This is a genomic window from Desulfovulcanus ferrireducens, assembly GCF_018704065.1.
Classification (GTDB): Bacteria; Desulfobacterota; Desulfovibrionia; order Desulfovibrionales; family Desulfonatronovibrionaceae; genus Desulfovulcanus; species Desulfovulcanus ferrireducens.
The window spans coordinates 21,839-36,009 of the sequence record NZ_JAGUQP010000001.1 but is presented as its reverse complement, the minus strand read 5'-3'; the positions used below and the strand labels follow the sequence as shown (position 1 = coordinate 36,009).

General features: G+C 43.7%; 11 protein-coding genes. 5 read left to right on the top strand and 6 right to left on the bottom strand.

The genetic code is table 11. The annotated features are described in order from the left end of the window. Window positions 1-3 precede the first annotated feature (3 nt). From KFV02_RS00160 to KFV02_RS00150, 3 genes are read left to right on the top strand one after another with little or no spacing between them, the layout of a single operon-like run. Window positions 4-1,035, top strand: coding sequence for an ABC transporter permease subunit (locus KFV02_RS00160; protein WP_252379509.1), 1,032 nt, complete (start codon window positions 4-6; stop codon window positions 1,033-1,035). A 2-nt stretch (window positions 1,036-1,037) separates the two neighbouring features. Then, a complete protein-coding gene (locus KFV02_RS00155; RefSeq protein ID WP_252379508.1) occupies window positions 1,038-1,805 on the top strand; it encodes an amino acid ABC transporter ATP-binding protein in 768 nt (255 codons plus the stop codon). 14 nt (window positions 1,806-1,819) lie between these two features. Then, window positions 1,820-2,617, top strand: coding sequence for an undecaprenyl-diphosphate phosphatase (locus KFV02_RS00150; protein WP_252379507.1), 798 nt, complete (start codon window positions 1,820-1,822; stop codon window positions 2,615-2,617). A 158-nt stretch (window positions 2,618-2,775) separates the two neighbouring features. Here KFV02_RS00150 and KFV02_RS00145 read toward each other — a convergent pair whose 3' ends face one another. Beyond that, window positions 2,776-5,244 (bottom strand): heavy metal translocating P-type ATPase, encoded by a 2,469-nt coding sequence (locus tag KFV02_RS00145; protein ID WP_252379506.1) that lies wholly within the window; start codon window positions 5,242-5,244, stop codon window positions 2,776-2,778. Between the two features lie 768 nt (window positions 5,245-6,012). Here KFV02_RS00145 and KFV02_RS00140 point away from each other — a divergent pair. Together KFV02_RS00140 and rtcA are read left to right on the top strand one after the other, a co-directional pair. Beyond that, complete coding sequence (locus KFV02_RS00140; protein WP_252379505.1) at window positions 6,013-6,462, top strand: CBS domain-containing protein; 450 nt, start codon at window positions 6,013-6,015, stop codon at window positions 6,460-6,462. 34 nt (window positions 6,463-6,496) lie between these two features. Beyond that, window positions 6,497-7,558, top strand: coding sequence for an RNA 3'-terminal phosphate cyclase (gene rtcA / locus KFV02_RS00135; RefSeq protein ID WP_252379504.1), 1,062 nt, complete (start codon window positions 6,497-6,499; stop codon window positions 7,556-7,558). Between the two features lie 38 nt (window positions 7,559-7,596). Here the strand turns inward: rtcA and KFV02_RS00130 are convergent, their stop codons facing one another. From KFV02_RS00130 to dsrA, 5 genes are all read right to left on the bottom strand, one after another. Continuing rightward, entirely contained in the window at window positions 7,597-9,558 is a 1,962-nt protein-coding gene (locus KFV02_RS00130) for a site-specific DNA-methyltransferase (RefSeq protein WP_252379503.1), read from the bottom strand. A gap of 65 nt (window positions 9,559-9,623) precedes the next feature. Beyond that, the gene (locus tag KFV02_RS00125) at window positions 9,624-11,060 is read right to left on the bottom strand and encodes a cobyrinic acid a,c-diamide synthase CobB (RefSeq protein WP_252379502.1); all 1,437 of its coding nucleotides are present in this window, start codon (window positions 11,058-11,060) and stop codon (window positions 9,624-9,626) included. A gap of 151 nt (window positions 11,061-11,211) precedes the next feature. After that, window positions 11,212-11,454 carry a dissimilatory sulfite reductase D family protein gene (locus tag KFV02_RS00120; RefSeq protein WP_252379501.1) on the bottom strand — a complete coding sequence of 81 codons (243 nt, stop codon included), beginning with the start codon at window positions 11,452-11,454 and terminating at the stop codon, window positions 11,212-11,214. A 68-nt stretch (window positions 11,455-11,522) separates the two neighbouring features. Continuing rightward, complete coding sequence (dsrB, locus tag KFV02_RS00115; protein ID WP_252379500.1) at window positions 11,523-12,686, bottom strand: dissimilatory-type sulfite reductase subunit beta; 1,164 nt, start codon at window positions 12,684-12,686, stop codon at window positions 11,523-11,525. Window positions 12,687-12,698: 12 nt separating this feature from the next. Beyond that, window positions 12,699-14,012: a dissimilatory-type sulfite reductase subunit alpha gene (gene dsrA, locus KFV02_RS00110; RefSeq protein ID WP_252379499.1), complete on the bottom strand. Its 1,314-nt coding sequence runs from the start codon at window positions 14,010-14,012 to the stop codon at window positions 12,699-12,701. Window positions 14,013-14,171 lie beyond the last annotated feature (159 nt).

Below are 14,171 nucleotides of genomic sequence, written 5' to 3'. Positions count from 1 at the left end.
AGTTTGTCGAACAAAAAAACTCATAAATTGCAAAGCAGGGCCCTGGTTTTAGCCCTGCTTTGCTTATTTTTTCTCAAAATCAACCTTGTCTTTGCCGCGACTAACAGCCAGTTATTTACTCAGGCCCAAAACGCCTTGGCCCTGGGAGACTTAAAAAAGGCTGAAGAGCTTTTCCTCGCCATTCCAGAACCTGAAAATATTTCCAAAGACGACGGCACATTCGTTAAAAGTAGAATGACTTTGGCTCGCTTATATTATGGGCAAAAAAAGTATGACCAGGCCCAAAAAATGTGCGAGGAAATCTTGCGCATTTATCCACAAAATACAGAAGCGCAAAACTTTCTTGACTCCATAAAAAGGTTGCAAAAACCAGCCTACGTCCAATTTCTTACTGACTGCGTTCGTTTTTTGCCCGCCCTGCTTAAAGGATGCTTAATGACTTTGACCCTGGTCATATTTACCATGCTTGTCTCTCCTCTTGGCGGATTAATTGTCGCACTGGGCAGGATAAGTCGGTTTTTACCCATCTCGGCCCTGTGCTGGTTTTTCATCTGGATATTTAGAGGCACGCCATTGCTATTACAACTATTTTTTATCTATTACGGGTTACCAGCATTGGGCATCACCTTCAAACCAATCACCGCTGCCTTTTTAGGTCTCGGCTTAAATTATTCTGCTTATCTTGCTGAAATTATCCGCGGAGGAATCCAAAGTATCGAGCCCGGACAAATGGAAGCCGCTAAAGCTCTGGGGATGACCTATGCTCAAGCCATGCGCAGGGTCATCATCCCTCAAACTTACAAAAGGCTTATGCCCCCAATCGGCAATGAGTTTATCGCCTTGATCAAGGATACAGCACTAGTCTCAACAATTGCCATGGTGGAACTCATGCGGGCTGCGGACCAATTATTCAATACCTATTTCAATGTGAGTGTCCTTATTCTTGCAGCGATTATTTATCTCTTCCTTACCTCTATTTTCACAATAACCTTTGAAAAAATTGAGAAAAAAGTCGGAGCATATGAGAATAGATAGCTATGCACCATCTAATTGAGTTAAAAAATATTCGTAAAACTTACGGCAAACTTGTAGCCATAAATAATGTGAGTTTAACAATCCGCAAAGGGGAAAAAGTTGCCATTATTGGTCCCTCTGGATCAGGCAAGTCAACTTTACTTAGAGCCATTAATTTTTTGGAAGAGATAGACGAAGGGCAAATATTTTTTGAAGGCAAGGAAGTTGGCTATGTATACAAAAGGGGACGACGGGTTCTAGACAAACCCAAAAATATCTGTGCCCTGCGTTCAGAAATCGGCATGGTTTTTCAACATTTCCATCTTTTCCCACATATGACTGTACTAGAAAATGTCATGGAAGGCCCATTTACCGTTCAGAAAAAGACTAAATCTGAGGCCAGGGAAATCGCCATGGACATGCTCCAGAAAGTCGGGCTTATTGATAAAAAAGATGTTTATCCGGCCCGCCTTTCCGGTGGACAAAAACAGAGGGTTGCCATTGCCAGGGCTTTGGCCATGCGTCCCAAACTCATGCTTTTTGATGAACCAACTTCGGCCTTGGATCCAGAATTGGTCGGCGAAGTCTTCGAGGCCATCCGTTCATTGGCCAAAGACGGAATGACCATGATCATTGTTACCCATCAAATGGGCTTTGCCCGAGAAATGGCCGACCGAGTTATATTTATGGAGCACGGTGAATTTATTGCTCAGGGTACAGCAGACGAATTCTTCCTGGATCAACTAAATAACGAACGTATCCGCTCTTTTTTGGAAAAAATTCTTGATTGAGGTTTAACTTTGTCATGCATGAAATCATAACAGCTATTATCTTAGGTGTTGTTGAAGGCCTAACCGAATTCCTTCCAGTCTCATCGACCGGCCACTTGATTATTACCGGCCATTTACTCTCTTTTACCGGTGAAAAGGCTGAAACGTTTGAAGTTGTCATTCAACTGGGAGCAATTTTGGCCGTAGTGGTCCTTTACTGGCCAATCTTTTGGGGATTGGTTAAGCCAGACAAACAGAAAAAATTTACCGGCATTTATGGCCTGTGGCTTTTATTTCTCACATCTCTTCCAGCCTCAATCCTTGGGCTTCTGGTCCATAAACAAATCAAGACCTATTTGTTCAATCCCATTACTGTGGCTTGGGCTTTAGGGATCGGGGCTGTAGCCATTATTTTAGTAGAAAAATTCAACAGGAGAAAAAAATACTTTCATCTTGATGAGTTGACTCCGATGACTGCCTTGGGCATTGGCCTGTTTCAATGCCTGGCCCTGTGGCCTGGATTTTCCAGGTCCGCCTCAACAATTATGGGAGGAATGATTTTAGGCGCAAAACGCAAGCTTGCTGCTGAATACTCATTTATTGCCGCGGTGCCCATTATGTTCGCGGCCACCGGCTTTGACCTGTTAAAAAGCTGGGACAATTTAAACAGCTCAGATATTCAGATTCTGGCAGTAGGTTTTGTAGTTTCTTTTTTGTCTGCCTGGGCAGCAGTAAAATTTTTTATTCACCTTTTAGGTAAAGTTACCCTAAAACCTTTTGCATATTACCGCTTGTGCCTGGCTCCACTGATTCTGCTTTTTTGGAGTCATTAATTTTTCCCATCTTCACACCTTCCTTAAGCTCCTTTTCATCCGGCCATTAATTTCCGGGGCGAACACAAAGGTTCGCCCCTACCAGAACATTTACAGCATATTACAATCCGTCTCGCTCGTCTCACCTTTACCATCTTCCCAACCAGCTTCTCTCAATCTCATATCCTTGGCTTGAAACGCTTAAGCCTTAAAGCATTGGAAACAACAGAAACCGAGCTCATGGCCATGGCCGCTCCGGCTATCATGGGATTTAAAACCGGGCCACCAAAAACCTTGAGTAAACCTGCTGCTATAGGAATACCCAAGACATTGTAAAAAAAGGCCCAGAACAAATTCTGTTTTATATTTTTAACCGTAGCCCTGCTCAGCTCAATAGCGGTAACCACTCCTCTCAAATGTCCATGCATGAGTACTATATCTGCTGACTCTACAGCCACATCAATACCCGTACCCATAGATATGCCAATATCCGCCTTGGCTAAGGCCGGGGCATCATTTATACCGTCACCAACCATAGCCACCTGAAAACCCTGTCTTTGTAGTTCTTCGATTTTTAAAGCTTTGTACTCTGGCAAAACCTGGGCCATTATTTCTTCAATTCCGGCCTGACCGGCAATAGCCTTGGCCGTGTTCCAGTTATCTCCTGTAATCATAATTATTTTAATGCCCATGGATTTAAGTTTGCGCACAACTTCAGGCGCTTCTGGCTTTAATTTGTCAGCCAATCCCATGACCAGAACTGCTTTCCCGTCTACGGCCATAAACAGTAAGCTCTTTCCTTGCCCACTTAACTTGTCTATTAGTAATTTTATCTGAGGTTCATCCAGCCCTGAAACCAAATTCTCCTGCATTAAGGAAAGTGAGCCCACTAAAATAATACCAGCATCTTTTTTAGCCCAAATACCCTTGCCTGGTATGGATTTAAATTCATCAGGATAAATAAACTCATCAACTTGCGTTTTTAAGCCATTGACAACAGCCTTGGCCAAGGGATGCTCGGACTCGTTTTCCACCCCGCCCAAAAGGGACAGAGTGTTCTCCCGGTCCATTTCCTGGTCAAGAATATGCAGATCTGTCAGCTCGGGTTTACCTTTTGTTAGTGTCCCTGTTTTATCAAAGACAATAACTTGGACATCCTTGGCCTTTTCAAGGGTTTCACCCCCTTTAATGAGTACTCCCAACCTTGCACCACGCCCCGTAGCGACCATTATAGCCGTGGGCGTAGCCAGACCAAGAGCACAAGGGCAGGCGATGACCATAACAGCAACAAAAATTCTCAGTGCAAAACTAAACTCAGCCCCGGCTAAATACCAGCTCACACCAGAGACAAGAGCAATTCCCATGACCACCGGCACAAAATAACGACTTACACTGTCGGCCAGATTAGCGATGGGAGCTTTTGATCCTTGCGCCTCTTCAATCAGGGTAATGATCCTCGCCAAAGCAGTATCCTTGCCCACGTTTTCAGCCCTAAACTGAATCGAGCCAGTTGTATTTAGAGTACCGGCAAAAACTTTATCCCCGATATTCTTGGCCCTCGGCAGACTCTCGCCTGTGAGCATTGATTCATCCACGAAAGATTCGCCTTTGATGACTATGCCATCGACCGGTATTCTTTCGCCCGGTCTAACCAGCAAAACATCCCCTTTTTGAACCATGTCCACCGGGACTTCTGTAAACTCATCTCCTTTTACCAAAGTGGTTTTGTCCGGACGAAGTTTTATCAGCTGGCGGATGGCATCTGATGTTTTGACCTTAGCCCTGGCTTCCAAAAATTTCCCTAAAGAAACCAGAGCAATTATCACTGCTGCAGACTCGAAATAAAGATCCTTAGCTTTAATATACGGAGAATGGCCAAACATGATTTCCAATAAATTCCATGTACTATAGAGAAAAGCAGCGCCAGTACCCACGGCAATCAACGAGTCCATATTAGGAGCCAGACGGTATAAATTGGGGAAACCATGCAGGTAAAAATTTCTTCCGGACCAGAGTATAGGTAGAGTCAAGAAAAATTGGACCAAGGCAAAGTTTAGTGGATTTTGATCAGGGCTTAAAAAAGAAGGTAAAGTGAGTCCCACCATTTCGCCCATAGAAATAACAAGCAGTGGCAGGGCAAAACAAATAGCCACGATTACCTTCTTGCGCATCCGGATCAATTTGCTCTTTTCTGCATCAACATCTTGTCTTTTTTCAGGTGAATAAAGTTCTGCGGCATAACCTGCATTTTCTACGTTCTTGATTAAATCTACAACATTAACAAGCTCAGGATCATACTCAATGTGCGCTAGTTCCGAAGCTAAATTTACATTCGCGGCCTTGACACCCTCAACTTTTTGTAAAGCCCTTTCCACCCGGCCTACACAGGCAGCACAGGTCATACCTTTGATTCGTAAACGAACCTTTTGTAAGCTAGCTTCCTCCAAGTCAAATCCGGCTTTCCGCACGACCTCTTTAATTTTTTGCCCTGCCCCTTCATCGACAAGCTCAACATACATCTTACCAGTAGCCAGGTTGACACTGACATCTTCAACCCCATCCAGATTGCGCACAGCCCTTTCCACCCGAGCTACACATGCCGCACAGCTCATCCCTTTAACCTGAAAAACCTTTTTTACATTTGCCATGACATCATCCTGAGTATTATGAAAGTGTTCATTTAGTTGTCGTTCCTTAAAGAATCTTATTTAACTCAACTTTCTGACATGATTAACATCCTCAAATTACTACACAATTGAAGAGTGCATTTTCTGAAATGCATTACAAACGGGTTGGGTAACAAACACATCTTGGCGAAGATTGCGGAAGTGCTGTGCATAGGGAGGTTATTCCATCGAACTTTCGAAACCCATCATAACAACAGAAAAGGCATTAAGTAACATTCTATTGACTAACCCCATTATGCACAGCCCGCAAGCAAGCCTTAGATGTGTCCAACTCTTTGTTAGCATTGAAGAAAATGCGCTCGCAAATTAACTCAGAAGTTGAGTTATTCAAATTATCTGCAACTCTATCGTTTGGGTAAACATACTTTAGAGATCAGAAATCTAAAAAACATTATGAAGAAATTTGAAAAAGGCGTAAAGTATTTTATTTCCAGGCCTTGAACCCTAACGCAATGATGACTATATTTAATAAACTGGAGGATTTTTATGTTGATTGAAATAAACGGGAAAACCATGAAAACTTCGTGAAAAAAACATGAGTTAAATTCCGAATTTGCCGTGGGCGCATTAAATTCTTGTCTTTCCCAAAAAACTTCCAAACTCCATGAAAACAAGGTTAGAACACTAATTCTGAGGCATGATCAACATGAAATTGGAGAAGAAGGAAAAGAACGTATTGCCGCGCATTTTCCATTTTCCAACAGAGAAGACAACAAACAGGAGGTTCTTATGGCTGTCAAAGAATTCTGCAACCGTGAAGTAGTGATCGCAAACAAAGAAACCAGCATTACTGGACTGGCGCAACTCATGCGGCAATACCACGTAGGTGACGTCGTGATCGTCGAATCAAAGAACGGATTTTCGGAACCGATCGGTATCGTCACTGACCGCGACATCGTGATGGAGGTTATTGCCAAGGGAAAGCAGGTCGACTCCATCACAGCGGACGACATAATGTCTCGCGAACTACTGGTGGCCAAAGAGCAAGATGGCATATGGACGATGTTGCAGCGCATGCGCGCCAAAGGAGTCCGCCGGATGCCGATAGTCAATGAAGAAGGCGGTCTGGAAGGCATCATAACAGCAGATGATTTACTTGAATTGCTGTCCGAGGAACTAAGCTCGCTCTGCATGGTACACCTTCGCGGCCAAAAGCGGGAACGAGAGGCCAGAGCCTAGCCTGAAGGTAGGGTCCGGGCATAAATAACAAAATATGGTCAAGACTCTCCGCATAGACGGAAGCCGGGGCGAAGGAGGCGGCCAGATCCTGCGTACATCCCTTGCCTTAGCCGCCTTGCTGCGGCAACCGGTAGAAATCTATAATATACGGGCGAATCGAAGAAAACCAGGGCTACGCCCTCAGCACTTGGTGGCGGTACAGGCCCTAACCGCCATCACCGGGGGCGAGCTAAGGGATGCCCATGAAAATTCAACCCGCCTGTATTTTGCGCCGCAGACCATAAAAGGCGGAAACTACCGTTTCAAGATAAGAACGGCCGGCTCCACCGGGCTGGTGCTGGCCGCTGTCTTGCTACCCTTACTCTTTGCCTCCACGCCCTCAGAAGTGAACATTACCGGCGGCACACATGTTCCTTTCAGCCCACCGTTCCATTACCTGGAAAGTGTTTTCCTGCCTGCTCTAAAAAAGATGGAAGGCCATGTGGAGCTCTCTTTGCTTCGCTGGGGCTGGTACCCGAAAGGATGCGGAGAGATCACAGCCAAAATCGACCCCTGCGCCTGCTTGCACCCTGTTGAGTTACGCCGGCGAGGCCGATTATTGGGACTGCATTTGACGGTGGGCTTGACAGAACTACCGATGCATATTGCCGAAAGAGCGGCAACGCATGTCGCTGAAAGACTGTCGGGCGAGGACTGCAAGGTTGAAACCCGGATCGTGACAGCGCAATCAACCGGTCCCGGTGTAATAGTGTTCTTATACGCTATTTTTGAGCGAACCATTGCCGGTTTCAGCGCTCTGGGACGCAGGGGTAAACCGGTCGAACAGGTAGCCGATGAGGTCTGTCAAGACTGGTTTGATTTTAAGTCAAGTCCAGCTACTGTTGATTCGCATCTTGCCGACCAACTTATCCCCTATATGGCCTTGGCCAAGGGAAACTCATGTATTATTACTGAAAAGTTCACCAGCCACCTGGAGACCAATATCCGGGTCGTTGAGCAGTTTTTACCCGTGCATTTTCACCTTGACTCGAACACAGGCGAAGTCAGTGTGCAGGGTATCGGCCACGGTCAGCAAATCACATTAATAGCAACATAACACTCTGGCCTGTTGAATCCCGCATTGTAGTGCTGCCCCTAGCAGTTTTCAACAGGGTGGACATCGGGGTTCGGGCAAAAAAACTCTGTTTCCTGACCAAAAATATCCACCACCTTCACTCGAACATTATAGGCATGGGCGTCCTTAAGTGTACACGGCTGAGTAATCAAAGGTAACCTACGCTCATTCCGGGTCCTAAACCCTGCCCAGAAGGGAAAAAATGTCTCCTGCTTATAATCCAGGCTCACTGCCCAATAATCTATATAATCAGACCATTTTTCTATTTTCGTTTTTATAGCTTCAGGAATTAATTCTGGATGCGGATAAAAGAAATTTTTTAATTCAAGTTCAATACTCATATCGCTTTTCTTAACCACCCGAACATCAACAACTGGCAACTCATAAAAATGGATATCCTTATTTTTCAAAGCCGCATTTTCCATGATTTCCCTGGGAATGGTTCTTAAATAGAGTTCCACTTTCTTCTTCACGGCGCAATCTCTGGATAAAAAAACATCGTTAGTCCACTCCCAGGCCAGAACATGCAAAACCCTTTCCCCGACCCTTCTACAGATATCTATAAGTAATTTAACCTCATTAAAAGATATTACTTCATGGATCGCAGACACATATATTAAAGCTTTTCGGACTTGTTCCAAGGAGCTCTTAGAGTGTTCAAAATATTTTTCCGGGACTAACATTAAACTTCCACTTAATGGTAATGAAGAAATTACCTGGGAGATATCTTGAAATTCTTCTATACCAAGACAATCTAAAATTTGTCGTAGATCTGAAGATACAAAATTCACTGACCTTTGACTATCGACTCTTGCCTTTCGAGCATTAACGACGTTTTTTTTCTTCCCTTCTGTTTCTGCTAACTTGTTCTTTTGCCAAAAACTTCTCTCTAAGCTTCCAAAACTCAAGACCTCAAAAGGAGCACACCCCTCTATCTGAAGTAACCTTTTTTTTGTTACATGAACGGCCCATCGCCCAAGGTCACTGCCAAGCCAGCGCCGTCCTAACTTTTCCGCCACACAAAGTGTTGTCCCGGATCCACAGAAAAAATCAGCTACCAGATCTCCTGGATTAGTCGACGCCTTTATAATTCTTTCCAACAAGGCTTCTGGCTTCTGGGTAGGATAATCAACTCTTTCAGGCTGATTGCCTCTCAAGGCAGAAATATCAAATACATCCCGGCAATTGACGAGAGTATATTTCCCTCGCTCATCTTTAAAAACCTTTATATTTGCAAAACCATATTTGTGCATGAGATAAGACTTTTCCTTCTGCGGATTCCAAGTGGCCTTGGCTTTATCTTTAACATAAAATAAAATATTGTCATGCTTGCGGCCAAAGCCTAGCTTTTCAGGCATGCCACCGGTCTTATAAAACCAGATAACCTCATTGACAAAATTCTCAGGTCCAAAGATTTCATCCAGAATGAGGCGCAAATAAGCACTTACACGATAATCTACATGCACATAGAGACTCCCTCTATCACTTAAAAGCTTGTACATTAGTCTTAAGCGTTCCTGGATCATACTCAAATAAGAAGGAAGTCCCTTGTCCCAGGAATCTCGATAGGCTGTATCGACGATTTGGTAATGTTTATCCCGATAAGTCTTTTCTCCGATTGGTCTTTGAAAGGAAAAGTTAGAGCCGGTAGCAAAGGGGGGATCAATGTAAATGAAATCAATTTTTCCAGCGAATTTGTCCGCCAGAGCATGTAGGAGCAGAAGATTTTCTCCCCAAAAAAGTTTATTAAACCAATTGGTGTTGGAAGATTCTTTGATGGATGGTTTAGTAGTTAAGCTAACACAGGAAGGAAAACTTTGGGCAGGATAAAAACGTTCTCGCACCTGCCAGGATGAGTCAAAAGATTCATTTTGATCTTGGCTAGCTGTATGAGTTTTTTTACCTGGCCAGGTTAATTGAATTAAACTATCTTTTTTAGTTCGAAGTTCGAGGTTCGAAATTCGACATTTTTTTCTGTTCACTGTTCAAAGTATCCAGTCACAGGATAGCAAACAGGCACGAAAATGGCGAGTGATCACCAAAAAAGCTATTCAACAACAATCCTGGGACATTCTTTAAAACCTGAGTCCATGGCCTGTTTAAATTTTTCCGCAGCCAAGACAAAATTTTTAGCCCAATCAGGCGTTCCTAGTGCATGAATATGCGCATAACTGGCCAAAACATTTTTATGGAGTAGTCCATCCATACCATCACACATACCAACACCACGATTTAAATGCAAAGCAAAGTCCAAGTCCTTGTTAATGTTCGGACAATCTGAGTAATGAAACTCATGACCAACTATCTTTTGACCTTTTTTATAAAACGGATTGGGCAAAATAATTTCTGCCTGTACATATCCATGACCTTGAGGTTTTTTATGGACCTTGGTCTGAACAGGCAAAACACCGGTCATGGTGTAATTCAGCCCATCATAAAATAAATTTTGGCATAGATACATGAAGCCACCACATTCTGCATAAATGGGCATACCCTTTTCTGCCAGATTCTTGACCAAGGCTCTCTTTCTAGTGTTAGCTTCAAGCTGCCCGGCCATGGTCTCCGGGAAGCCACCTCCAAGATACAGAGCATGTATTTCTGGCCAATCAGAATCATCTAAAATACTCAAGCTTACAACCTTCGCTCCTTGTACCTCCAAGGCCTTGATATTTTCTTCATAATAAAACCAAAGGGAGGCATCCCTAACTACCCCAATAACAACATCACTAGAGCTCGTTTCTGGCCAGACTGGATCAAATGATGATATCTCTACTTCTTTTGCATCACGAGCAATTTTTAATATTTTATCTATATCAACATAATCTTTTACTATCTTGGCTAGCCTATTTAATATTGTATCTAAATCTTGATACTCTTGGTCAGAAATCAGCCCCATGTGTCGCTCAGGGATAGGATTCTGACGCATCCTTGGCAAAGCCCCAAGAACGGGAATGTCAGTATACTTTTCAATCGACTGGCATAAAATTTTGCGGTGCCTATCTCCAGCGGTCTGATTTAAGATAATTCCAGCCAAATTCAAATCCGGCTCAAACAGTTTGCACCCCATGACAATGGCCGCCATGGTTCTGGTCACTTTAGTGCAATCTGCTACCAGTATAATGGGCGCTTCTAACAAGCGTGCAAGCTCAGCCGTAGAATATGAGCCGGCAACATCTTTGCCGTCAAATAGGCCACGATTACCTTCTATCAAAGCCAAATCAAAGTCGGAAGAATAAGACCAGAAAAGTGACTGAACTTTAGATGAGGGAAAAATAAAAGGGTCCAGATTTGATGCCGCCTGACCCGCGGCCAGGCTCAGCCATTTGGCATCTATATAATCTGGGCCCTTTTTGAAAGGCTTGATTTTGAGTTCTTGATCTCTATAAGCCCTAGTCAGGCCTAAACTAACTAAAGTCTTGCCTGAGCCTCCTTTGAGGCCGGCAAGAATAACTCGAGGAAAGGAAAATTTTTGGTTTCTAACCACTATGAGATAGCGCCTAAAGTGCTTTATTTAAAATGCACTAAAGTGTCTAAGGTTCAAAAAGGCCGAAAGGCTAAAAAAAACTTTCTTCTCTCATTTGTCAAGAAACTTTAGGCTCTTTCAACTTTAGTGCACTTTAGGCACAATCATCAAATTACTCCTCACCCTCAGTGGCATGCTGCTTTCCAGCTCCAGCCAAACCATACATGGTGGTGCTACCGCTGGACCAGAACTCCAACACGCCTTCGTTAATCAGCTGAGTCAAAAGTTTCTTAACTTCTCTGGTTTTCATATCTGGCAAAAGCTTAGTGAAATCATTGAAATAAAATTTACTTTTGCTCTTTGATTTTGAGTTGATAAAGTCAATAATTGCTTGTTTTGCAGCTTCTTTATCCATGTCTAAAACCTCTCTAAAAGTTTGAGGGCGCAAGAAGTTCATGCGCCCTCTATTTCTATTGTTTAATCCTAAAACTTAAATTGTGTGGTTTGTCTCCATGTGTAGTAAGCAGGATCACGGAAGTCATCGATGAGGTGGTGGGTGAATTCGAGGTCACAAATCTCAAAGAAGCGCTCCCAGCCAATACGCTCTGCCCAATCGCCAAGACGTTCGTATTTACGTGCGTTTTTAGCGTAAGCCTCAACGATTTTACGCATTACTTTAGCCAGTGTTGGCCAACGTGGAGGCTCATTAGGAATAAAGGCAACTACTACTTTGGAGAACTTAGGCTGGCTAATACGGTTTGAAATCTTACCACCGGCCATAATTACCAAGCCATCACCTTCTTTATCTGCCAAGGGCAATGCAGGACACATGGTGTAACAGTTACCGCAGAACATACACCTTTCCTGCTTGATGGCCACAGTCTTTACCTCTTTTTCCTCTCCAGACTCGGTGGTAATCTTTGTCTTAGTCGGACGAATAGCGCCTGTAGGACAAGCTGCTACAGCCAATGGAATTTCACACAAGTTTTCCAGCCATTCATGGTCAATAATTGGAGGCTTGCGGTGATAACCAAGGATAGCAATATCAGAACAATGTACAGCACCGCACATGTTCAAGCAGCATGCCATTGCGATTCTTAACTTGGCAGGCATCTTCATCTGCTGGAACTCTTCAAAAAGCTCATCCATAACGACCTTAACAGTACCAGAAGCATCAGATGCAGGAGTGTGACAGTGGATCCAACCCTGAGTATGAACTATGTTGGTTATACCTGCACCAGTTCCACCGATGGGGAACTTGTAACTTCCGCCAGGATGCTTGCGGCTGGACAGGTCTTCTTTCAGAGCATCCAACTTGTCTTTGCTATCCACCATGAACTCAATGTTATTTCTGGTGGTAAAACGGACGTAACCATCGCAATGCTTATCGGCAATTTCGCAGATCTCACGAATGGTCTCAACACTCAAGAGCCTTGGAGAACCGCAACGTACAGTGTAAACTTCGTCGCCGCTCTCAGCCTTGTGCATTAATACGCCTGGGTCCAAAATTTCATGCCAGAGCCACTTACCTTTGTTATTCTTAATAACAGGTGGAAGAAATTCTTCATAATACCTAGGGCCAATATCAGTAATCCTGTTTTCCATTGGTTTGTCAGGATTGTAATATCCAGAAGGAATAAAAGCCATTTTTTACCTCCCCTATCTCTGATGGAGTTTTCTGAATTCTTTAATATCACGCTGCCATCCGCCAGGAACCTCTTCCTCTTTCCAGAAAATATAAGGATTGTGTCTTGGTTCCTGTACATGCTGAGGCATTGGCTTGATGCCAGTAACTTCCAAAAGCTTCTGAAAACTCAAGCGCTTGATTGTCTCACCCAAACGCTCACGGTTTTTACCTTCTTCCATCCACCAATCCCAAACATTTTCAATAACTTCCTTAATTTCATCATAAGGAGGCTCAACCTTAATGAAAGGTACAAGCAGAGAACTCATCTGAGCACCGTCAAGGATTGGGGCCTTAGCGCCAACCAGAATGGACAAACCACGATCATTACCAATACGCAAAGCCCTTGGCATTGTATTGATACAATGCATACAGCGTACACACTCTTTATTATCAATAACTAACTTTCCATCCTCCAAGCTCATGCACTGTGAAGGACAAAGATCAATAACTTCTTTCTGGATATCGAATGGGCCCCATTCACCATCAGCGTGAGCGCCAGCATTCGGTTTCAGTTCTCCACCAATATAGGCAGCAACTGCTTCCTGATCAATGCGGATCTCATCACGCCAGGTTCCGATAAAAGACATATCAGAACGGGCTATTGATGCTACGCAGCCATTCGGACAACCGTCAAATTTAAATTTAAATTTATAGGGGAAGGCTGGCCTGTGCAACTCATCCTGGTATTCCATGGTCAATTGGTAGCAAAGCTCTTGAGTGTCATAACAGGCAAACTCACAGCGAGATTCACCCAAGCAACAGGCAGGTGTACGCAGGTTGGAGCCAGAACCACCCAAGTCCTGATTCATTTCATGGGTCAATACGCCGAAAATTTCTTCCAACTGCTCGGTCCTGGTACCCAAAAGTACGATATCTCCAGTAGACCCATGCATATTGGTTAAACCAGAACCGCGAAAATCCCAAAGATCGCAAAGTTGGCGCAGATATTCAGTAGTATAGTACTTACCAGCAGGCTGGTTAACGCGAACGGTGTGAAAATGAGCAACGCCAGGAAATTTATCTGGCTGGTCACAATAACGACCAATTACACCACCACCATAACCGAAAACTCCAACTATCCCACCGTGCTTCCAATGACATGTGCCATCATTGTAGGACATCTCCAAGACTCCCAACACGTCATCACAGACATCAACAGGAATTTGATATTCCACTTCATTCTGCTTTTGATGCCTGGCCTCAGACTGCCTCTTAATCTCAGACACGAAACTTGGCCATGGACCACTTTCAAGCTGGTCCAACAAAGGGGTTTCATGTTTAGGCATTGCAATTCCTCCTTAAATAATAGTTACGCCCTTATTTTAAAAAAAACCGTCCTACCCAAAACCATACAAGTAGGCAAACGGTTTAAACCACAAATTTACCGCATGTTAGCTTCTTTTGTGAATTTTCACACAACAAAAAGTTCTTGTCAACCGAAAATT